Source organism: Pseudomonas sp. AN-B15, from assembly GCF_019056475.1.
Classification (GTDB): Bacteria; Pseudomonadota; Gammaproteobacteria; order Pseudomonadales; family Pseudomonadaceae; genus Aquipseudomonas; species Aquipseudomonas parakoreensis.
The window spans coordinates 690,519-711,269 of record NZ_CP049737.1; the positions used below are offsets into that span (position 1 = coordinate 690,519).

Here is a 20,751-nt window from a genome sequence, read left to right on the forward strand (position 1 = left end):
GTTAGGAAGCTACAGATTAAATTGTTACCAGACCTCGTACACCCTCGGCCTCCATATTTTCGCCGCGACCCTGTTGCACGATCTCGCCCCGGGACATCACCAGGTATTGATCGGCCAGCTCCGCAGCGAAATCGTAGAACTGCTCCACCAGCAAAATGGCCATGTCGCCCCGCGCCGCGAGCTTCTTGATCACGGCGCCGATCTCCTTGATCACCGAGGGCTGGATGCCTTCGGTAGGTTCGTCGAGGATCAGCAAACGCGGACGACTGGCCAGGGCGCGACCGATAGCGAGCTGCTGTTGCTGGCCGCCGGACAGGTCGCCGCCTCGGCGCTGCTTCATTTGTAGCAGCACCGGGAACAATTCGTAGATGAAACTTGGGACTTCCTTCGCTTCACTGCCGGGAAACCGCGACAAACCCATCAGCAGATTCTCTTCCACCGTGAGCCGGCCGAAGATTTCCCGGCCCTGTGGCACATAGGCGATCCCGGCGTGCACGCGCTGGTGCGGCTTGAGTGTGGTGATTGCCTTGCCCTCCCAGTTCACCACGCCTTCCTTGGCCGGCAACAGGCCCATCAGGCATTTGAGCAGGGTGGTCTTGCCCACGCCGTTGCGCCCGAGCAGGCAGGTGACTTCGCCGACGTTCACGTCAAAGCTCAGGCCGCGCAGGATGTGGCTACCGCCGTAGTATTGGTGCAGTTTGTCGACTTGCAGCATTCTCAAAATCTCCTCAAATCCCTGTGTAGGAGCTGCCGAAGGCTGCGATCTTTTGATCTTGTTTTTAAGATCAAGATCAAAAGATCGCAGCCTTCGGCAGCTCCTACAGGGGATGGATCATCAGCGGCCGAGGTAGACCTCGATCACCCGCTCGTTTTCCTGCACCTGCTCCAGCGACCCTTCCGCCAGCACGCTGCCCTGATGCAGCACCGTGACGTGGTCGGCAATCGAGCCGACGAAGCCCATGTCATGCTCCACCACCATCAGCGAATGCTTGCCGGCCAGCGACTTGAACAGCTCGGCGGTGAATTCGGTTTCGGCATCGGTCATGCCCGCCACCGGTTCGTCGAGCAGCAGCAGTTGCGGGTCTTGCATCAGCAGCATGCCGATCTCCAGAAACTGCTTCTGGCCGTGTGACAGCAGGCCCGCCGGGCGATTGATCGAGGTGGTCAGGCGAATGGTTTCCAGCACTTCGCTGATGCGCTCGCGCTGCTCGCCGCTCAGGCGTGCGCGCAAGCTGGCCCACACCGACTTGTCGGTTTTCTGCGCCAATTCCAGGTTCTCGAACACGCTCAGCGCTTCGAACACCGTCGGCTTCTGGAACTTGCGGCCAATCCCGGCCTGGGCGATCTGCACTTCGCTCATTTGCGTCAGATCCAGGGTTTCGCCGAACCAGGCCTTGCCGTGACTGGGGCGGGTCTTGCCGGTGATCACGTCCATCAGCGTGGTCTTGCCCGCGCCGTTGGGGCCGATGATGCAGCGCAACTCGCCGACGCCGATGTACAGGTTCAGATTGTTCAGGGCGCGAAAACCGTCAAAGCTGACGCTGATGTCTTCCAGGGTCAGGATCGTGCCGTGGCGGGTATCGAGGCCCGGGCCGACGCGCTGGCCGAGGCCGATCGAGTCGCGGCTGGTGCCTTCGTCCTTGTTCGGTTCTACGGGGAAAAACGCCGGTTCGAGCATGAATTCAGCACTCGCTGTGACTCTCATTGTTCACCTCGTTTCTTCAGCAGGCCGATCACACCTTTGGGCAAATACAACGTCACGACGATGAACAGTGCGCCGAGGAAGAACAGCCAGTATTCGGGGAACGCCACGGTGAACCAGCTCTTCATGCCGTTGACCACACCGGCGCCGAGCAGCGGCCCGATCAGCGTGCCGCGTCCGCCAAGGGCGACCCACACCGCCGCTTCGATCGAATTGGTCGGCGACATTTCGCTGGGGTTGATGATCCCTACTTGCGGTACGTACAACGCCCCGGCCAGACCGCACAGCACCGCGCTCAAGACCCAGACGAACAGCTTGAAACCGCGCGGGTCGTAGCCGCAGAACATCAGACGGTTTTCCGCATCGCGCAGCGCGGTCAGCACCCGGCCGAACTTGCTCTGCGCCAGACGCCAGCCGATGAACAGACTCGCCACCAGCAACAGCACGGTGGTCAGAAACAGCACCGCGCGGGTACCCGGTTCAGTGATGCCGAAGCCGAGAATCGTGCGGAAATTGGTGAAGCCGTTGTTACCGCCGAAGCCGGTCTCGTTGCGGAAAAACAGGAGCATGCCGGCGAAGGTCAGGGCCTGGGTCATGATCGAGAAATACACGCCCTTGATCCGCGAGCGGAAGGCAAAGAAACCGAACACCAGCGCCAGCAGACCCGGCGCCAGCACCACCAGACACATCGACCAGATAAAACTGCTGGTGCCGCTCCAGTACCACGGCAGTTCGGTCCATGACAGAAAGGTCATGAATGCCGGCAAGCCGTCACCGGCGGCCTGGCGCATCAGGTACATGCCCATCGCATAACCGCCGAGGGCGAAGAACAGCCCGTGGCCCAGCGACAGCAGCCCGGCGTAACCCCAGACCAGATCCAGCGCCAGAGCAACGATGGCGTAGCAGAGGATTTTGCCGACCAGCGTCAGGGTGTAGGCCGAGACATGCAGCGCGCTGTCCGCCGGCAACAGCGAGAGCAACGGCAGGGCGATCAACAGCGCGAGGATCACCGCGCCGATGGCGAGGGTGAGTTTCGGGCCGGCCTTTTGCGTGGCCGTGACAAGTAGAGGCTGGTTCATCAGTCGATCACCCGTCCTTTCAGTGCGAAGAGGCCTTGCGGACGTTTCTGGATGAACAGAATGATCAGCGCGAGGATCAGGATTTTGCCGAGCACCGCACCGATCTGCGGTTCGAGAATCTTGTTGGCGATGCCCAGGCCGAACGCCGCCAGTACGCTGCCGGCGAGTTGGCCGACACCGCCCAGCACCACCACCAGGAACGAGTCGATGATGTAGCTCTGGCCCAGGTCCGGGCCGACGTTGCCGATCTGGCTCAGCGCCACGCCACCGAGGCCGGCGATGCCCGAACCGAGGCCGAAGGCGAGCATGTCGACGCGCCCGGTGGGCACGCCGCAGCAGGCGGCCATGTTGCGGTTCTGCGTGACCGCGCGGACATTGAGGCCGAGGCGGGTCTTGTTCAGCAGCAGCCAGGTCAGCACCACCACGAACAAGGCGAAGGCGATGATCACGATGCGGTTGTACGGCAGCACCAGATTCGGCAGCACCTGAATGCCGCCGGACAGCCACGCCGGATTCGCCACTTCAACGTTCTGCGCACCGAACAGCAGGCGCACCAGTTGAATCAGCATCAGGCTGATGCCCCAGGTGGCGAGCAGGGTTTCCAGTGGCCGGCCGTAGAGGTGACGAATCACTGTGCGCTCCAGCGCCATGCCGATTGCTGCGGTGACGAAGAACGCCACCGGCAACGCGATCAGCGGATAGAACTCGATCGCCTGCGGCGCGTAGCGCTGGAACAGCAACTGCACCACGTAGGTCGAGTAGGCGCCGAGCATCAGCATCTCGCCGTGGGCCATGTTGATCACCCCGAGCAGGCCGAAGGTGATCGCCAGACCGAGAGCCGCGAGCAGCAGAATCGAGCCGAGCGACATGCCGCTGAACGCTTGACCCAACACTTCACCGATCAGCAGTTTGCGCTTGACCTGCGCGAGGCTGGTTTCGGCGGCGGTACGTACACCGGCATCGCTTTCGACGCCGGGTTCGAGCAGTCCTTCCAAGCGGGTGCGGGCCAGCGGATCGCCGGTTTCGCCGAGCAGGCGTACGGCGGCCAGACGCACCGCCGGGTCACTGTCCACCAGTTGCAGGTTGGCCAGGGCCAGGCTCAGGGCGGCGTGGACATTCTCGTCTTTTTCGCCAGCCAGTTGCTGGTCGAGGAATTTCAGCTGCGCGGGTTTCGCGCTTTTCTGCAATTGCTGCGCGGCGGTCAGACGGGTTTTGGCGTCGGCGGCGAGCAATTGGTGGCTGGCCAGAGCGGTGTCGATCAGACCCCGCAGGCGGTTGTTCAGGCGCAGGGTTTTGGTTTGGCCGTCGAGGGTCAATTCGCCTTGCTGCAGGGCGTTGATCAGTTCGATGCGCGCCGGCTCGGGCTGCGCAGCCCAGGCTTCCAGCAGTTTGGCCTGTTGCACCGGGTTGGCGGCGACGAAGTCTTCGGCGTCGCCGGCAAAGGCCGTCATCGGCAACAGCAGTGCGATGGCGAGGATGAGGCGGTAAAGGGCGGTGGGCATGGTAAGTCGCCTTGACACGGACATTGTGGGAGCTGGCTTTGTGGCGAGGGGATTCATCCCCGATCGGCTGCGAAGCAGTCGCAAAAACAGTCGCCGCGATTCACCGGTACATCGCGCCTGTAGCATTTGGGGTCGCTTCGCGACCCATCGGGGATGAATCCCCTCACCACGAAATATTGTTCCCACAGGGGAATCGAGTCGGCCTCACGCCAGGCGCGAGGCCGACACCCAATGGCTCAGTTGCTCTTCACCGCATAATCCGGTTTCTTGTCGTTGCCATCGATAAACGGACTCCATGGCTGAGCGCGGATCGGGCCTTCGGTCTGCCACACGACGTTGAACTGACCATCGTTCTGGATCTCGCCGATCATCACTGGTTTGTGCAGGTGGTGATTGGTCTTGTCCATGGTCAGGGTGTAACCGGACGGCGCGGCGAAGGTCTGGCCGGCGAGTGCTTCGCGGACTTTGTCGACGTCGGTGGACTTGGCTTTCTCCGCCGCTTGCGCCCACATGTGGATGCCGACGTAGGTGGCTTCCATCGGGTCGTTGGTCACCGCTTTGTCCGCGCCCGGCAGGTTGTGTTTCTTCGCGTAAGCCTTCCAGTCAGCGACGAACTTCTTGTTCACCGGGTTCTCCACGGACTCGAAGTAGTTCCACGCCGCGAGGTTGCCCACCAGCGGTTTGGTGTCGATGCCGCGCAGTTCTTCTTCACCCACCGAGAACGCCACCACCGGTACGTCGGTCGCCTTCAGCCCCTGGTTGGCCAGCTCTTTGTAGAACGGCACGTTGGAGTCGCCGTTGACTGTGGAAATCACAGCGGTCTTGCCGCCGGCGGAGAACTTCTTGATGTTGGCGACGATGGTTTGATAGTCGCTGTGACCGAACGGGGTGTAGACCTCTTCGATGTCCTTGTCGGCCACGCCTTTGGAGTGCAGGAACGAGCGCAGGATCTTGTTGGTGGTGCGCGGGTAGACGTAGTCGGTGCCGAGCAGGAAGAAACGCTTGGCGCTGCCACCTTCTTCGCTCATCAGGTATTCAACGGCCGGGATCGCTTGCTGGTTCGGCGCAGCGCCGGTGTAAAACACGTTCGGCGACATCTCTTCGCCTTCGTATTGCACCGGGTAGAACAGCAGGCCGTTGAGTTCTTCGAACACCGGCAGCACCGATTTGCGCGACACCGAGGTCCAGCAGCCGAACACTACCGCGACCTTGTCCTGGGTCAGCAACTGTCGGCCTTTCTCGGCGAACAGCGGCCAGTTCGATGCCGGGTCGACCACCACCGGTTCGAGCATCTTGCCGTTCACCCCGCCCTTGGCGTTGATCTCGTCGATGGTCATCAGCGCCATGTCCTTGAGCGACGTTTCGGAAATCGCCATGGTCCCGGACAACGAATGCAGAATCCCCACCTTGATGGTCTCGGCGGCCTGGACAGTCCAGGTCATGCCCATCGCGGCAATGGATGCCGTGAGTGTGAAAGCCTTGATCAAACTGCGACGCTTCATTGTGCGATCTCCATGAACGTTAAAGTTTTTTATGGTTGGCAGATGCGGACGACTGAAGGGTGTTTTGCAAGGGCTGTGCCCGGTCGGGATCGGACAGGAAAATGTCGGTTTAGAGCGGTCGCGCGTGGGCAGTGCGCACCATGAAGGGACGAGTCACGTGTCACGGTGCACTCGTGTGCGCCAGATTAGGGCGCGCTCTGATCCTGTAGGAGCTGCCGAAGGCTGCGATCTTTTGACTTTGATTTTCAATGATCAAAAGCAAGATCAAGAGATCGCAGCCTGCGGCAGCTCCTACAGTTTTTGATCGATGTTGGATCAGCGGCGGCGCATCAGGCCGATGAAGAACAGGCCGCCGATGGCCGCGGTGGCAACGCCGATGGGCAGGTCTTCCGGCGCGATCAGGGTTCGTGCGGCCACATCGACCCACACCAGAAACAGGCTGCCGAGCAGCACACAGGCCGGCAGCAGACGGCGATGTTCGGCACCCACCAGACGGCGGGCAATGTGCGGCACCATCAGTCCGACAAAGCCGATCGAACCACTGATCGACACCAGCACCCCGGTCATCAACGAGGCGATCACAAACACCCGCAAACGCACCGCCCGAGCGTTCAGACCGAGGGTCACGGCGGTCTGCTCGCCAGCCATCAGTGCATTCAACGGGCGGGCCATGCCCAACAGCAAAACCAGGCCAAGCAGCACGCTCAGCGCGGGTATCGTCAGCAGCTCCCAGCGCGCCAGGCCGAGGCCGCCGAGCATCCAGAACATCACCGCCGAACTGGCGCGATGGTCGCCCATGAACAACAGCAGGTTGGCGATCGCCATCATCACGAACGACACCGCCACGCCGCACAGCAGCAAGCGGTCGCTGTCGAGTCGACCCTGCCGGTTGGCGATGCCCAGTACCAGAAACATGCTCAGCAATGCACCGATGAACGCGGCAATCGGCAAGGTCAGCAGTCCGACGATTTCACCGATATGCAGCACCACGATCACTGCGCCGAGGGTTGCGCCGGAGGTGACGCCGAGCAGGTGCGGATCGGCCAGAGGATTGCGCGTCACCGCTTGCAACACCGCGCCGATCAACGCCAGCCCGGCACCGACCAACGCCCCGAGCAACATGCGCGGCACGCGGATCAGCCAGACAATGTGTTCCTGCCCGGCGCTCCAGCTCACCTCGCCGAAACCGAAGGCCTTGTGCAGCAGAATCCGCCACACCACGTCCACCGGCACCCGCGCCGGACCAAAACCGAGCGAGACCACGCACGACACCAGCAACAGGGCACCGAGGGCGGTGAGCAACAGGGCGTAGCGCCGGTCGATCATTCGCCGTGGAATCCTTTGGCCAGGGTTTCCACCGCCAGCACGTTATCGATCCCCGGCGTGGCCTGCACGTAAGGGATGACGATGAAGCGCTGGTTCTTGATCGCGTCCACCGATTGCAGCGCCGGGTTGTTCAGCAGAAATTCGATCTTCTGCTCGGCAGTGATTTCGCTGTAGTCGACGATCACGATCACCTGCGGATTGCGCTCGACCACGGTCTCCCAGTTGACCCGGGTCCAGCTCGCTTCGACGTCATCGAGAATGTTGCGCCCACCCGCCGCGTCGATCAGCGCCTGCGGCATGCCGAGACGTCCGGAAGTCATGGCGCGGTCCTCGCCGCTGTCGTAGAGGAACACGCGCGGCTTGTCGGCGGGCAGGTCTTTGCGGATCTCGGCGACTTGATTCTGCATGTCGGCGATCAGTGCGTTGGCGCGATCCTGTACGTCGAAAATCTTTCCGAGATTGCGCAGGTCGTTGTAGGTGTCATCCAGCGTCGCCGCCGGGCGCTTCATCACGAAGGCGCAGGATTCGGTCAGCTCATACACGTTGATGCCCAGTGGTTGCAGGGTCTGCGGCGTCAGGTCGCCACCGACGCGCATGCCGTAATCCCAGCCGGCGAAGAAAAAATCGACGTTGGCGTTGAGCAGGGTTTCCACCGATGGATATTTCGCAGCCAGCTCCGGCAAACCGTCGAGCAACGACTGCATCTCGGGCGTCACCGACTTCCAGCCGCTGACGCCGCTGTAACCGGCCATGCGCGATTTGAGGCCGAGGGCGAGCATCATCTGGGTCATGTTGATGTCGTGGCTGACCGCGTGCTGCGGCGCTTCATTGAAGGTCACTTCGCGGTTGCAGCTCTGGATCGTCAGCGGGTACTTCGTGGCCTCGGCGAAGGCGTGGGTGGTGCCCAGCAGCAGAGCGAGGCAAAGCAGGGAGCGCAAAGTCATGGTCGGGTTATCCAGGTGATTCGCGGGTAGCCGTGGAGGGGGTGTGGATCAATCAATGCTTCGACGCCGAACACGTCACGCAGCAGTTCGACGGTCAGGACTTCTTGCGGGGTGCCGCTGGCGACGATGCGACCGTGGTTGATCAAATACAAACGGTCGCAGAACGCGGCGGCCAGGTTCAGGTCGTGGATGCTCGCCAACGTGCCGATCTGCAAACGCTTGACCAGTTGCAGCAGTTCCAACTGATAACGCGGGTCGAGGTGGTTGGTCGGTTCGTCGAGGATCAACAGTTGCGGTTGCTGGGTCAGGGCGCGGGCAAGGATCACCCGCTGCTTCTCACCGCCGGACAGCGTGGCGAACGCATGGTCTTCGAAGCCGTCGAGGCCGACGGATTTGAGCGCTTGCGTCGCCAGATTGCGATCTTCCAGTGTGTCGCCATCGAACAGGCCTTTGTGCGGCGTGCGGCCCATGGCGACCACTTCTTCGACGGTCAGGCCAAAGGCATCGGGGAATTCCTGCAGAACCACGGCGATGCGTTTCGCGCACCAGCGCGAGGATTGCTTCCACACGTTGTGGTGATCGAGTCTGACCTCGCCGCTTTCCGGCTGACTGAAGCGATAGGCGCAGCGCAGCAGGCTGGTCTTGCCGCTGCCGTTGGGGCCGATCAGCCCGACAAACTCACCGGCGGCCACCTGCAACGAGGCATCACGCAGCTGGAACTGGTGATGGCAGTGGCCGTGGCCCAGAGGTGTCCAGGCGAGGTTGGCGAGATTTAGCGAGGTCATCAAATTCCTGAATTCGTTAGATCATTTGTGGTGAGGGGATTTATCCCCGATGGACCGCGCAGCGGTCCCAAAACCTGTAATCACGATTTGTCAGAAGACTGTATTCATCGGATTGCGACGGCTGCCGCCGATCGGGGATAAATCCCCTCACCACAGGAATGTTTGAGCTTTTAGAAGGTGTAATCCGCCGTGACGAAGAACGATCTCGGTTCGCCGAGAATCCATTGCTGGCCGTCATTGTATTGGCTTTGTGCGTACCGGCGGTCAAACAGATTGTTCAGCTGCAGGCCCAGCGTGGTGTTGCGCAAGGCTTGCCACGACAGCGTCGCATCGACCACGGTGTAACTCGGCAGCTCGTTGCGGTTGGCCATGTCGGCGTAGCGCGCGTCGACATAACGCACGCCGGCGCCAGCCTTCAGATCATCGCTGAGGTTTTTATTCAGCCACAGATTGGCGGTTCGACGCGGTACATCCACCGGGCGATTGCCGTTGTACGACAGCGTCTGTCCGTTGACCACTTCGGAGAAGTCATCGTACTTGGCTTTGACGATGGCGGCGTTGGCCTGCAGTTGCCAGGCGTGCGGCAGTTGCAGGTCGAGGCTGGCTTCAAAACCGTTGGACGATTGCTGACCGACCTGCTGCTTGAGCGTCGGGTTGCCCGGATCGTCGGTCAGCAGCTTCTTCTTGACGATGCGATAGGCCGCCAGGGTGAACTCGCCGCGTTGATCCCAGAACAACTGCTTCAGGCCGACCTCGGTCTGGCGTGCAGTCGACAGGTCGTATTGCTGCTGACTCGGGCTCAGGGATATCAGGCCGCCAATGCCGTCGGTGCTGGTCGCGACCTGAGCGTAAAACGAAGTCTCGGGCGTCAGGGCAAACACCAGTCCAGCCTTCCAGTTATTGCCGGTCAGGGTCTTGTCGCTCTGGCTGTCGTCGACCAGGTTGTTGCGATCCACCTGCACATAGTCACGGCGCACGCCGGTCACCAGCGACCAGCGCTCGCTCAGTTGCGTGCGGTTTTCGCCGAACACTGACATCTGTTTGGTGGTGCTGTCGAACTGGTCGCGGTACGGATTGGCGCTTTCGAAATAGCCCGGCTGCGGGTGATACAGATCCAAAGCCTGACCGTTGGGCAACACGTCGTTGAACGGCGAGTTGCTGTTGAGCTGGAAGCGGATGCGGTTGTAATCGACGCCAGTCACGGTCTGGCTGTCGAGGCCAAACAGCGAGTGCTTGAAGGTGAAGGTCTGGCGGTCGCCGACCTGTTCCTGCTGGTGGCCGATGCCGAAGTAGCCGCTGCGGCTGAGCTGTTGCGTGGCGGTGTCGAAGTTGTAGTTCTCGGCGTTCTGCCAGCGGCGCCGGGCCTTGAGGTAGTACAGCTCGTTGCTGGCACTGACGGCGTTGTTGATCTGCCAATCGGTGGTCAGGCGCGTCCACTGATCGTTGTAGTGCTGCTGGTCGTCGCGCACGTTGTAGTTCTTGTAGCGCAGGCTGTCTTTCAATTGGCCGTTGATCAACGGCGTGCCGAAGTCGTTCTGCGGGCGCTGATCGCCGTAATCGTGGGCGAGGGTGAAGGCCAGGTCGTCGGTGGCCTGCCAGCGCAGCGCGGCACTGATGAAGTCGCCGGAGGAATCACCGCGATCGACCCAGCCGTTGCTGCGCAGACGATTGAGATTGAGCCGATAGCTCAGGGTGTCGCTCAGCGAGCCGCCGCTGTCGAACGCCTGCTGCTGACGGTCGTAGGAGCCGTAGCCGAGGCGCAAGTGGTTTTCGATGTCGCCCTCGAACGGTTTCTTCGGGATCACGTTGACCACCGCGCCGGTCGCGCCTTCGCCGTACAGCACCGAGGCCGGGCCGCGCAGCACGTCGACGCGCTGCACCGACCAGGTGTCGACCGGAAAGGTCACGGTGCCCATGCCGGTGTACATGCGGTTGCCGTCATACAGCTGCATCACCGAACTCTGCCCGGTAAAGCCGCGTGCCTGCAGCGAGGTGCCGCCATCGCCCGGAGTGCCGGTGCGGCTGATGCCGGTGCTGCGCGACACGGCGTCCTGCACGCTGCGATCGCCACGGGCGCGCACCTGCTCGCCGCTGAGGCTTTCGACGCTGGCCGGGGTCTCCATGGCCGTCAGGTTCAGGCGCGAACCGGCGGTGGTCGGCGTGGTCAGGCTGACGTTTTCGTCATCCATGGCCGGAGCGCTGATGGTGCCGGTGGGCAGCGTCAGCGGCTGGCTGTCGGCGTTGGCGTTGTTCAGGGCGAACAGGCAGAGGCTGGACAAGAGGTACTTGTTCATCGGGGCGGTGAATCACTTCTTCAAAAGAAAGCCCGCAACTTTTGATCGCGGGCAGAGCGGCACATTTGCGTTATACAGTAACACTAAAATCTGCCGGAGTTTAAACCCCGGCAGTTTAAAGATCTGTCTGAAACGCGCATCTCGCCTGCTTCACGTTGAAGTTGAGGCAGATTCAGCTTGGCGCCCCAGACGCGACAACAGCAGGCGATCCAGCAGCCAGACCAGCACCAGCGAAGCGCCCACCAGCGGAAAGATCACGGCCAGAGCGAGCATGATCGCCACGCCGGTTTTCCATTTCGGCAGGTCATGGCGCAGCGGCGGCACGCCGAACTTGCCCTGCGGACGGCGCTTCCACCAGATCACCACACCGCTGACGGCGCTGAGCAGAATCATCAGGCAGATCAGCAGCACGACGATCTGGTTGAAAGTGCCGAACATCTTGCCCTCATGCAGCATCACACCGATTTCCGTGGCCCGTGCCACCGCGCCGTACTGCTCGAAACGCACATCGGCGAGGACCTTGCCGGTGTACTGATCGACATGCAGGGTCGCATCGTTACGCGGGTCGTCGGCGAACACGGCAATGGTGAATACCCCGGTCGCGGTGGTCGGCAGAGTGATGCTGTAGCCGGGTTCGACCTTGCGCTCAATGGCGATGTTCTGCACGTCTTGCAGGCTGATCGCGGGCGCTGCGGGACCGTGTTGCATGCCGCCGTGGGCCATGTGCTCGGCGTGGTCACCGGACATCGGCATCGGCGTGTTTTCCATCGCCCATGGCACGGTCTGGCGCGCGGCGTTGTTGAGGCTGCCGGCCTCGACGTCGGAGGTCGGCACGTTGTTCCGCATCGCGGCCGGGAACACGTTCCAGACCTGGGCATATTGCTTGCCCCAGAAGCCGGTCCAGGTCATGCCGCTGAGCAGCATCACCAGCAACAGTGCGGCGCCCCAGAATCCGGTGACCGCGTGCAGGTCACGCCACAACACGCGCCCGCGACTGCTCAGACGTGGCCACAGAATCCCGGCGGCCTGCCCGCGCGGCCACCACAGGAACACTCCGGACACCACCAACACCACACCCCAACCGGCGGCGAGTTCGATCAAGCGGTCACCCACGGTGCCGATCATCAACTCGCCGTGAATGGCGCGGGCGATGGCTTGCAGATTTTTCTTCGCATCCTGTTCGCCGAGGATGTCGCCGTGGTACGGATCGATGAACACGTTGAGTTCATGACCCTCATTCTTGACGACAAACTGAGCGCTGCGTTCGGCGTTAGCCGGTGGCAGGTATTGGGTGATCTGACCTTGTGGATAAGCGCTCTTGACCCGTTGCAGCAGATCATCGGCCGGCACCGTGTGATGCCCGGCCGGAACCTTGAGCAGGCTGCTGTACATCAGTGAGTCGAGTTGCGGTTTGAACAGGTAGACGATGCCGGTCAGGGCCAGCATCACCATGAACGGCGCGACGAATAATCCGGCATAGAAATGCCAGCGCCAGGCCAGGTTGTAGAAATTCGGTTTGGGCTTTTGCATCACGTTTGCTCCGCTTGGCGAATCATTTTTTTAGATCAAAAGATCGCAGCCTTCGGCAGCTCCTACAGGATCTACGCGCTCCCCTGCAGGAGCCTGCGATCTTTTGATTTTTTCTTGTCAGAAACTCATGTCGACCTTGGTCCAGAGCGTGCGCCCCGGCTCGTTGATCGCTTGCGGGTCGTTGGCCGGGTAGCCGAAACCGGCGTTACCGGCCAGGTTCAGGTGCTCGGCGTAAGCCTTGCCGAACAGGTTGTCGACGCCGGTGCTGACCTTCCAGTTCTTGTTGATCCGGTAGGCGCCGTTGAGCGAGAACACGCCAAAGCCGCCGCTCTTGTCGTAGTCCTTGCCGACCACGTTGCCTTTGTTCTGGTCGATGCGGTTTTGCGCCGCGACCACGCGCCACAGCGCCCCGGCGCTCCAGTGGTCTTCGCTGTAGGTCAGGCCGAAGCGGGCATCCAGTGGCGGCATTTGCGGCAGGGCCTTGCCATCGCTGCTGTTCTTGCCCCAGGCGTAAGCCAGGGTCGCGTCGGCTTTCCAGTTATCGGTGAGTTTGTAGGCGGCGCCGAGTTCGCCACCCATGATCCGTGCGTCGATGTTTTCCGCGCGCGAAGTGCTCATGCCCATCATCGTTGGCGTGTAGTCGAACAGGATGTAGTCGCGCACCACACCGACGTAGCCCGAGGCCCAGGCTTCGAGTTCGGCGGTCTTGTAGTTCACGCCGAAGTCGAACTGGGTGGTCTTTTCCGGTTTGATCGAGTCGAACGCATTCAGTGAACCGGCCGGGCCGGACTTCGGTGAAAACAGCTCCCAGTAATCCGGAAAGCGCTGCGCGTGACCGAGGCCGGCGTACAGCGTGGCCGGTGTGTCGGCCAGGTCATGCTCGTAGCGCACGAAGCCGCTGGGCAAGGTGTCGGCGCGGGTCTCGTCGGCGGTCGGATTTGGCCGGCTCATCATTCCCGAACCAATGCGCTGCCGGTAATCCTTGGCCGAAGCACGGTCGACCCGGGCGCCGGTAATCAGCCGATCGCGGTCGGCGGCGTACCAGGTCATTTCGCTGAACACGCCGTAGTTATGGAAATCGGCGTCCTTGGTGTAGGGCTGATCCTTGTAGGTGTCGATGCCCATGCCGCTGCGCTGGCGGTGTTCGTTGGTCTGCGCATCGAGGCCGGTGATCAGCTGGATGTCGGCCCAGCGCCAGGTCGCCTTGATCCGCGCGCCGAGGGTCCGGCGGTCGACGTTGGAGGCCATGGGCCCGGCCATCATCCCGGTGCCGGACGGTGTGCGCAGGGTGTAGTTGTCCATCACGTGGTCGGCGTAGTTGTAGTAGACCTGGGCTTCGAGTTTCTCCAGTACGTCAGTGATGTTGGATTTTTCGAAGCGCAGGCCGAGGCTTTCGCGCAGGAACTGCGAACCGTCCATGCCGCGTCCGGCGTAACGTGCTTCGCCGTCGCCCTTGCCGGCGGTGAGTTCGATCAGGGTGTCGGCGTCCGGGGTCCAGCCGAGCGCGATATCACCGTTCCACTTGTCGTAGCGCGAGGCAACGATGTCGTTGTTGCCGTCGCGGTAGTCGTCGGAGTGCGCGGTGTTACCGATCACCCGCACGTAGCCCAATGGCCCGCCGGCAGCGGCGTCGACGACCTTGTCGAAGCGCCCGTTGGAGCCGGCCAGCACGCTTGCATTCACCCGTGTGCCGAGTTCGCCGAAGCTTTCCGGCTCACGGTCGAAGAGGATCGTGCCCGCCGATGCGCCCGGGCCCCAAAGTACGGTTTGCGGGCCTTTGATCACCGTGAGCTTGTCGTAGGTTTCCGGCGAGATGTACGAGGTCGGTGCGTCCATCCGCCCCGGGCAGGCGCCGAGCAGCATGCTGCCGTTGGTGAGAATGTTGAGCCGCGAACCGAACATGCCGCGCAGCACCGGGTCGCCATTGGTGCCGCCATTGCGCACCAGGGCGAAGCCGGGAATGGTCTTCAGGTAATCGCCGCCATCGCTGGCCGGCACCGGTTGGCGCGGGTCCTTGGGGTTGGTGACGATGGTCAGCGGTGAACTCGGGGCGATGGCGGTGATCACCGTCGGACTCAGTTCATCAACGTGACCGGCGTGGTCATCGGCCAGCACCAGCGGGGACAGCAGGACGCCGCAAAGGGCGGCGGTGGCGTGCAAGAAACGAATGCGTGATGCGTTCAGCGCGAAGGACGCCTGGGCAGAACCCGGGCGTGGAACAGCAGAAAACCTGGACATGACAATTTCCATCAAACAGTCGTAAACGACACGGCCGGCAGCCTGAAGCTGTCTTCTCGACCGTGTGCAATCAAAGGTGCGGTGTTTACGCGGCGACGGGCGGGGCGCGGGTGCGGGCGCCGGGGAAGAAAGTCCGCCGGGCATGCCCCAGACGCGGGGAGGATGGGACGAAGGTGTTGACGTGGGCGATGCTGAATGTGGCGAACGTGCCGCCACCGGTCAGCGCCGGGCAGTTGAACAGCAGGCTGCAATAACCACACTTTTCCCACAGGGCGTGGTGCGGGGATTGCGGCGGACAGTGTTCGGCAGCCGGTTGTGCGCCGTGCGCGGCGTGATCCATACCCGGCATGGCCATGTCCATGCTCATCGGCATGGAACTCGAGGCGTGCTGATCCATCGGCATCGACTGAGAAATCAGCGGGCCGATGAAGATCATCAACATGGCGAACAGGGCGATCCAGCTACCGCAGGTCAGAGCCTGTCTCTGGCGATGCTTGCTGGACGCCCCGGCGCGTTGCGGGCGCACGGGCGTGGTCAGCCGGATCGGTTACTGGGCGTGATCGTGTGCCTTGGTTTCCGGCGGTTTCTTCTGCACCGCGACTTCGACGGTAACGTTGCCGGCCTTCTCGAAATGCAGGGTCAGCGGGAAGCGTTTGCCGTCGCTGAGCAGGCTGCGGTCTTTCGGATTGAGCAGCATCACGTGATAGGCCATCGGCGCGAACGTCACTTTGCCGCCGGCCGGAATCACCACGTTGGGCACTTGCTGCATTTTCATCAGATCGCCCTGCATCACATGCTCGTGCAACTGAGCCTTGTCAGTGATCGGCGAGTCGACGCTGAGCAGGCGATCGTCGGCCTTGCCGGGATTGCTGATCACAAAGTAAGCGGCAACCGTCGGCGCGTTGGGCGGCAGCTCCTGCGACCACGGGTGCGCGATTTCCAGCTCGCCGGCCTTGTATTCGTGGGCATGGGCGAAGCACGCCGGCAGCAACAGCGCAGCGATGACGAAGAGTTTGTTCAACATGGCAGTTCTCCAGAACGATTTGATACGCAGGTCAATTGCGAGAACAAATCAAACCAGAGGCGAGGCGCGCGGATTAAGGCTCGGCCATTGCTGGCGCGGTGTCGGTGTTTGCAACGAGGGCGGGGCCACGCTGCGATTGCTTTCGTAACGGGCAAAATACAGCTGCGGCGCATGCCCCGGCAACGCCACCAGCGGCGCTGAACCCGAGCAGCACCAGCAATGCTGCATGTTGGAATGGCTGTCGTTGGACGGGGCTTTCTGCTCCGGGGTGCCGATGTTGATCGCCACCATTTTCGTCCCGCTGCCGGTGCAGAAACTGCTCCACAGCACCTGTTCGGCCGGTGAATTGGCCGCCTGCGCCAGCGCCCCGGTCATCGGCATGGCGAGCATGTTGAACAGCACTGCAAAGCAGGCGATCCAGGCAAATGCGAGCCGGTGTCGGTTCATGGGACAGATCCGTTGGGTGGGCGATCAGACGCGGGCTATTTAGCCTGATCAGGGCCGATAAGTAAAAAGGCGTCGTGCGGTTTGGTGTCGCAGATCAATGGAAATGAGTGTAGCGGTGGAAATGTGCAACGCCAGACTCATCCACCGATCCTGTAGGAGCTGACGAGTGGAACGAGGCTGCGATCTTTTGATCTGCTTTTTAACGTTCAAGATACGAGCTGTCAGGTCGCACGCCTTCGCGGGCAAGCCCGCTCCCACAGGATCCGTGTCATACACAAACTATGCAGTCGGCGCCGACCACTGTGGGAGCGGGCTTGCCCGCGAAGGCGTACTCGAGGTCTGCACTTGGTTAAAACCGGGTGAAGGCGGCAAGGGCAGCGAAGACTTCAGACGTCGTCAGAAACTCCCGATCAACCCCCAGCAACACCGGCCGCTTCAACACAATCACCGGCACCCCCAACTCCCGCGCCACTTCCAGCTTGGGTTCGGTCGCAGTGCTGCCGCTGTTCTTGCTGATCAGGACATCGATCTGCCGGCGCTCGAACAGTGCGCGTTCGTCCTCAAGCAGAAATGGCCCACGGGCGCCGATCACTTCGCAGCGTTCGTTGCCGGGGTAGACGTCGAGGGCGCGCAGGGTCCAGAACTGGCTGGCAGGGATTTCATCGAGGTGTTGCAGCGGTTCGCGGCCGAGGGTGAACAGCGGGCGGCGGAACGGTTTGAGGGCTGCGGTCAGTTCGGCCCAGTCGCTGACTTCGCGCCAGTCATCGCCCGGTTGCGGCTGCCATGCGGGGCGGCGCAAGGCCCAGCAAGGGATGCCGCTCAGTTGCGCGGCGCGGGCGGCGTTGTGGCTGATTTGCGCGGCGTAGGGGTGGGTCGCGTCGAGCAGCAGGTCGATGCCTTCGTCGCGCATGAACTGAGTCAGACCTTCGGCCCCGCCGTAGCCGCCGACGCGTACCTGGCAGGTCAGGTCGGTCGGCACCCGGCCCACGCCGGCCAGGCTGTAGATGTGTTCTGGCCCCAACGTACGGGCGATGGCCAGGGCTTCGGTGACGCCGCCCAGCAACAGAATGCGCTTCATGCAAAACCTCCGGCGTGGCCGACAATGCCGCCCTGGCGATCAATCGCAAACACTTCGACCTGAACCTGCGCCGGCACCACGCTGCGGGCGAAAGTCAGCGCGTGGCGACAGACTTCATCGCCAAGGGCCACGCCTGCCGCACTGGCCATCGCCAAGGCCTGCTGACTGGTGTTCGCTTCACGAATACTCTGTTGCAACGCCTGGTCGGCGCCAATCGCCGCCGCCCATTCGGCCAGTTGCGGCAGGTCGATGCTGGAATGGCGCGAGTGCAGATCCATGTGCCCGGCTGCCAGTTTGCTGATCTTGCCGAAGCCGCCGCACAGGCTGAGTTTATCCACAGGCACTTTGCGCAGATGCTTGAGCACCGCGCCGACAAAGTCACCCATTTCGATCAAGGCGATTTCCGGCAGGTTGTAGACCCGGCGCATGGTGTCTTCGCTGGCGTTGCCGGTGCACGCGGCGATGTGCAGGTAACCATTGGTTTTCGCCACATCGATGCCCTGATGGATCGAGGCGATGTACGCCGCGCAGGAAAACGGCCGGACTATACCGCTGGTGCCGAGAATCGACAGCCCGCCGAGAATGCCCAGCCGTGGATTCATGGTTTTCAGCGCCAGCGCTTCGCCGCCCTCGACATTGACGGTGACCTCAAAGCCGCCGGCATAACCGCGTTCGGCGGCGAGCAGGCTCAAGTGATCGCTGATCATCTTGCGCGGCACCGGGTTGATTGCCGGCTCACCGACGCCGAGTACCAGCCCCGGCCGGGTCACGGTGCCGACACCTGTGCCCGCGACGAAGCGAATCCCCGGCGCGGCCAGCAGCCGCACGTGCGAATAGAGCAGCGCACCGTGGGTCACGTCGGGGTCGTCGCCGGCGTCCTTGATCGTTCCGGCCTCGGCGCCGTCGGCGGTCAAGCGGCAAAACTCCAGACGCATCTGCACCTGCTTGCCCTTGGGCAGGACGATCTGCACTGCATCCGCCGAGGTGCCGCCGAGCAGCAGGCGCGCGGCGGCAAGGCTGGTGGCGGTGGCGCAGCTGCCGGTGGTCAGGCCGCTACGCAGCGGCGCGGGTTGTTCGGCGGTTTCGTCACGCATCGAGGGGTTTGACCAGATCGAGCAAGGTGATCGGCAGCGCCTGCCGCCACGTGTCGAACTCACCCAGTGGCTGCGCCTGGGCAACGTGGATTCGGGTCAGTTCGCCGCCATGGCGTTCGCGCCAGTTCATCAGGGTGACTTCGCTTTGCAGGGTCACGGCGTTGGCCACCAGTCGACCACCGGGTTTGAGTTGATCCCAGCAGGTTGCAAACACGCCCTCACGGGTCACGCCGCCGCCGATGAAGATCGCGTCGGGGCGCTCCAGCCCGGCGAGCGCCTGCGGTGCGCGGCCCCGCACCAATTGCAGACCGGGTACGCCCAACGCGTCGCGGTTGTGTTCGATCAAGGCCTGTCGGCCTTCGTCCGCCTCGATGGCAATGGCACGGCAGCTGGGGTGCGCGCGCATCCATTCGATGCCGATCGAGCCGCAACCGCCGCCGACATCCCACAGCAGTTCGCCGGGGATCGGCGCAAGGCGGGCGAGGGTGATGGCGCGGACATCGCGTTTGGTCAGTTGCCCGTCGTGCTGGAATGCCGAGTCGGGCAGTCCGGCCAGACGCGACAGGCGCGGTGCGTGCGCATCGGCCAGGCATTCGATGGCGATCACATTCAGATCGGCAATCGCCGGGTCGTTCCAGTCATCGGCAGTGCCGTCGATACGCCGCTCGGCGTCGCCGCCCAGGTGTTCCAGAACACTCAGGCGACTGCCGCCAAATCCGCGCTCACGCAGCAACGCCGCGACCGCCGCCGGACTTTGCCGGTCATTGCTCAGCAGCAACAGGCGTACGCCGCTGAACAGTTGCGCATTGAGTGCCGCCAAAGGTCGCGCGACCAGCGACAGTGTCACTACATCCTGCAACGGCCAGCCGAGTCGGGCGGCGGCCAGCGAACAGGAGGATGGCGCCGGCAGGATCAGCATCTCGGCACTCGGCACGTGCCGCGCGAGGCTGGCGCCGACGCCGTAGAACATCGGATCACCACTGGCCAACACACACACCGCTTCGCCGCGCTGCTCCAGCACCGGCGCGAGGGAAAACGGGCTTGGCCACAACGCGCGTTCACCGCGTATGCATACCGGCAGCAAGTCCAGTTGCCGCTGGCCGCCGATGATCCGCGAGGCGCCCATCAGGGCGCGCCGCGCATTTTTGCCCAGGCCCTTGAAGCCGTCTTCACCGATTCCCACAACCGTCAGCCAGGGTGTCATGCCGTTCCTTAAATCCAGGGTAGATCTTCAAGGGCGGCATGATAACGCGGCGGCCGGCATCTGACGCGGGTCTGTCGTCGCAGGGGGGCGAGAGCCGACCGGAAATGTGTTGTTGAGCAATATTGGTTTTTTCAACTGCTGTTTTTGTTAGTTTGCTTCAGGTCAGTTATTTAATAAGTCTGGCGCAATAGAACGATAAATAACCAATGCCAAGTTGGCAGGAGATGATATGGATATCAGTTCCAATACACGTTTAAGTCAGAATAACGCAGTGGCCGTTAACAATATGTTATTCACCGGCCTGGAAGGTCAGGCCGAGGCCGATAACAACTTTGTGAAGCACTGCATTTATCTCGCGCAGATCAAGGCGGACGGCGTTTATAACAGCAGTACTCAGCCTGCGCAGTGGTTTGATCATTTTGCCGGCATCCTCTGGTCGTTTGGCTGGAGCCTTGAGGAACAGCCAGTGGTGCTTGTGCAGACGGCGTTTTCCGGGAGTGTGCAGGAGGCATGGCGGCGATTGACTGCGCCGTTGCTCGCGCGTTCTCAACTGACCCAGGTTGAAGCGGGACTTGCAGCGCTGGAAAAAGATGCCGCATTGTTGAAGCAGTTTTCCGCGCTGAGTGGCAAAACCTTCAACTCGCATATTTTGCCGGTCAGTCAGAACACCCGTGACGAGCTGGTGGTGGTACTCAGCCATATCCGCTTTATCAAGTTGGTACTCAATACCAACTATCTGTTCTGGCAGGTTCATCAACCGATGTCACAACTGGACATTCGCGCCAGAAAGCTGCTGATCAAGCGCCGGGCCATGGATGCCAACCGGGCAAGCGTGGAGCAAGCCATTGGCGCGCATGCGTCCAAGTTTGAGGAATACCAACTCTGAAGCAACGCCAGGCGGCGGGAATTGTTGCCTGGGTGCAGTTTCCGACCGGCAGGCATTTTCATGCGCTCGGGCAAAGCAGGCATAATGGCGACCTTTCGCCCACTACAGCGCTGCCA

General features: G+C 62.1%; 18 protein-coding genes. 1 reads left to right on the forward strand and 17 read right to left on the reverse strand.

Translation table 11 applies throughout. From position 1 onward, the window contains the following. Positions 1-16: 16 nt before the first annotated feature. The 17 genes from urtE to GTQ41_RS03130 all read right to left on the reverse strand — a co-directional run bounded on the left by urtE (position 17) and on the right by GTQ41_RS03130 (position 19,749). Complete coding sequence (gene urtE, locus GTQ41_RS03050; protein WP_003221219.1) at positions 17-715, reverse strand: urea ABC transporter ATP-binding subunit UrtE; 699 nt, start codon at positions 713-715, stop codon at positions 17-19. Between the two features lie 120 nt (positions 716-835). Next, entirely contained in the window at positions 836-1,678 is an 843-nt protein-coding gene (urtD, locus tag GTQ41_RS03055) for an urea ABC transporter ATP-binding protein UrtD (RefSeq protein WP_179295001.1), read from the reverse strand. Positions 1,679-1,701: 23 nt separating this feature from the next. Continuing rightward, entirely contained in the window at positions 1,702-2,781 is a 1,080-nt protein-coding gene (urtC, locus tag GTQ41_RS03060; protein WP_047291030.1) for an urea ABC transporter permease subunit UrtC, read from the reverse strand. Further along, on the reverse strand, positions 2,781-4,283 hold the full coding sequence (urtB, locus tag GTQ41_RS03065) for an urea ABC transporter permease subunit UrtB (protein ID WP_047291031.1): 1,503 nt from the start codon (positions 4,281-4,283) through the stop codon (positions 2,781-2,783). The genes urtC and urtB overlap by 1 nt, the downstream gene beginning before the upstream one ends. Before the next feature lie 236 nt (positions 4,284-4,519). Continuing rightward, entirely contained in the window at positions 4,520-5,785 is a 1,266-nt protein-coding gene (gene urtA / locus GTQ41_RS03070; protein WP_027613564.1) for an urea ABC transporter substrate-binding protein, read from the reverse strand. A 315-nt stretch (positions 5,786-6,100) separates the two neighbouring features. Next, positions 6,101-7,111, reverse strand: coding sequence for an iron ABC transporter permease (locus tag GTQ41_RS03075; RefSeq protein WP_047291032.1), 1,011 nt, complete (start codon positions 7,109-7,111; stop codon positions 6,101-6,103). Then, entirely contained in the window at positions 7,108-8,055 is a 948-nt protein-coding gene (locus GTQ41_RS03080) for an ABC transporter substrate-binding protein (protein WP_047291033.1), read from the reverse strand. Before GTQ41_RS03080 ends, GTQ41_RS03075 begins: the two co-directional genes overlap by 4 nt. Continuing rightward, entirely contained in the window at positions 8,052-8,840 is a 789-nt protein-coding gene (locus GTQ41_RS03085) for an ABC transporter ATP-binding protein (protein ID WP_047291034.1), read from the reverse strand. The genes GTQ41_RS03080 and GTQ41_RS03085 overlap by 4 nt, the downstream gene beginning before the upstream one ends. Positions 8,841-9,010: 170 nt before the next feature. Next, positions 9,011-11,134, reverse strand: coding sequence for a TonB-dependent siderophore receptor (locus GTQ41_RS03090; protein ID WP_131671000.1), 2,124 nt, complete (start codon positions 11,132-11,134; stop codon positions 9,011-9,013). Between the two features lie 150 nt (positions 11,135-11,284). After that, positions 11,285-12,664 (reverse strand): PepSY domain-containing protein, encoded by a 1,380-nt coding sequence (locus tag GTQ41_RS03095; protein WP_217325416.1) that lies wholly within the window; start codon positions 12,662-12,664, stop codon positions 11,285-11,287. Positions 12,665-12,781: 117 nt separating this feature from the next. Then, complete coding sequence (locus GTQ41_RS03100; protein WP_047291037.1) at positions 12,782-14,902, reverse strand: TonB-dependent copper receptor; 2,121 nt, start codon at positions 14,900-14,902, stop codon at positions 12,782-12,784. 85 nt (positions 14,903-14,987) lie between these two features. Then, positions 14,988-15,428 carry a DUF2946 domain-containing protein gene (locus GTQ41_RS03105; protein ID WP_047291038.1) on the reverse strand — a complete coding sequence of 147 codons (441 nt, stop codon included), beginning with the start codon at positions 15,426-15,428 and terminating at the stop codon, positions 14,988-14,990. 21 nt (positions 15,429-15,449) lie between these two features. Further along, on the reverse strand, positions 15,450-15,926 hold the full coding sequence (locus GTQ41_RS03110; protein WP_047291039.1) for a copper chaperone PCu(A)C: 477 nt from the start codon (positions 15,924-15,926) through the stop codon (positions 15,450-15,452). A gap of 48 nt (positions 15,927-15,974) precedes the next feature. Next, the gene (locus GTQ41_RS03115) at positions 15,975-16,373 is read right to left on the reverse strand and encodes a DUF2946 domain-containing protein (RefSeq protein ID WP_047291040.1); all 399 of its coding nucleotides are present in this window, start codon (positions 16,371-16,373) and stop codon (positions 15,975-15,977) included. 349 nt (positions 16,374-16,722) lie between these two features. Continuing rightward, positions 16,723-17,451, reverse strand: coding sequence for a cobalt-precorrin-6A reductase (locus GTQ41_RS03120; RefSeq protein WP_047291041.1), 729 nt, complete (start codon positions 17,449-17,451; stop codon positions 16,723-16,725). After that, complete coding sequence (locus tag GTQ41_RS03125; protein ID WP_047291042.1) at positions 17,448-18,545, reverse strand: cobalt-precorrin-5B (C(1))-methyltransferase; 1,098 nt, start codon at positions 18,543-18,545, stop codon at positions 17,448-17,450. Before GTQ41_RS03125 ends, GTQ41_RS03120 begins: the two co-directional genes overlap by 4 nt. Continuing rightward, positions 18,538-19,749, reverse strand: a complete 1,212-nt coding sequence (locus GTQ41_RS03130) for a bifunctional cobalt-precorrin-7 (C(5))-methyltransferase/cobalt-precorrin-6B (C(15))-methyltransferase (RefSeq protein ID WP_047291043.1) — start codon at positions 19,747-19,749, stop codon at positions 18,538-18,540. The genes GTQ41_RS03125 and GTQ41_RS03130 overlap by 8 nt, the downstream gene beginning before the upstream one ends. 229 nt (positions 19,750-19,978) lie before the next feature. On the opposite strand from GTQ41_RS03130, the gene GTQ41_RS03135 reads away from it, so the two are divergent. Further along, positions 19,979-20,635, forward strand: coding sequence for a hypothetical protein (locus GTQ41_RS03135; protein ID WP_047291044.1), 657 nt, complete (start codon positions 19,979-19,981; stop codon positions 20,633-20,635). The last annotated feature ends 116 nt before the right edge of the window (positions 20,636-20,751 follow it).

Excerpts from the sequence above, each read along its gene's own strand:
- urtE (WP_003221219.1), bottom strand. The coding sequence starts at position 715 with ATGCTGCAAGTCGACAAACTGCACCAATACTACGGCGGTAGCCACATC.
- urtD (WP_179295001.1), bottom strand. The coding sequence starts at position 1,678 with ATGCTCGAACCGGCGTTTTTCCCCGTAGAACCGAACAAGGACGAAGGC.
- urtC (WP_047291030.1), bottom strand. The coding sequence starts at position 2,781 with ATGAACCAGCCTCTACTTGTCACGGCCACGCAAAAGGCCGGCCCGAAA.
- urtB (WP_047291031.1), bottom strand. The coding sequence starts at position 4,283 with ATGCCCACCGCCCTTTACCGCCTCATCCTCGCCATCGCACTGCTGTTG.
- urtA (WP_027613564.1), bottom strand. The coding sequence starts at position 5,785 with ATGAAGCGTCGCAGTTTGATCAAGGCTTTCACACTCACGGCATCCATT.
- GTQ41_RS03075 (WP_047291032.1), bottom strand. The coding sequence starts at position 7,111 with ATGATCGACCGGCGCTACGCCCTGTTGCTCACCGCCCTCGGTGCCCTG.
- GTQ41_RS03080 (WP_047291033.1), bottom strand. The coding sequence starts at position 8,055 with ATGACTTTGCGCTCCCTGCTTTGCCTCGCTCTGCTGCTGGGCACCACC.
- GTQ41_RS03085 (WP_047291034.1), bottom strand. The coding sequence starts at position 8,840 with ATGACCTCGCTAAATCTCGCCAACCTCGCCTGGACACCTCTGGGCCAC.
- GTQ41_RS03090 (WP_131671000.1), bottom strand. The coding sequence starts at position 11,134 with ATGAACAAGTACCTCTTGTCCAGCCTCTGCCTGTTCGCCCTGAACAAC.
- GTQ41_RS03095 (WP_217325416.1), bottom strand. The coding sequence starts at position 12,664 with ATGCAAAAGCCCAAACCGAATTTCTACAACCTGGCCTGGCGCTGGCAT.
- GTQ41_RS03100 (WP_047291037.1), bottom strand. The coding sequence starts at position 14,902 with ATGTCCAGGTTTTCTGCTGTTCCACGCCCGGGTTCTGCCCAGGCGTCC.
- GTQ41_RS03110 (WP_047291039.1), bottom strand. The coding sequence starts at position 15,926 with ATGTTGAACAAACTCTTCGTCATCGCTGCGCTGTTGCTGCCGGCGTGC.
- GTQ41_RS03115 (WP_047291040.1), bottom strand. The coding sequence starts at position 16,373 with ATGAACCGACACCGGCTCGCATTTGCCTGGATCGCCTGCTTTGCAGTG.
- GTQ41_RS03120 (WP_047291041.1), bottom strand. The coding sequence starts at position 17,451 with ATGAAGCGCATTCTGTTGCTGGGCGGCGTCACCGAAGCCCTGGCCATC.
- GTQ41_RS03125 (WP_047291042.1), bottom strand. The coding sequence starts at position 18,545 with ATGCGTGACGAAACCGCCGAACAACCCGCGCCGCTGCGTAGCGGCCTG.
- GTQ41_RS03130 (WP_047291043.1), bottom strand. The coding sequence starts at position 19,749 with ATGACACCCTGGCTGACGGTTGTGGGAATCGGTGAAGACGGCTTCAAG.
- GTQ41_RS03135 (WP_047291044.1), top strand. The coding sequence starts at position 19,979 with ATGGATATCAGTTCCAATACACGTTTAAGTCAGAATAACGCAGTGGCC.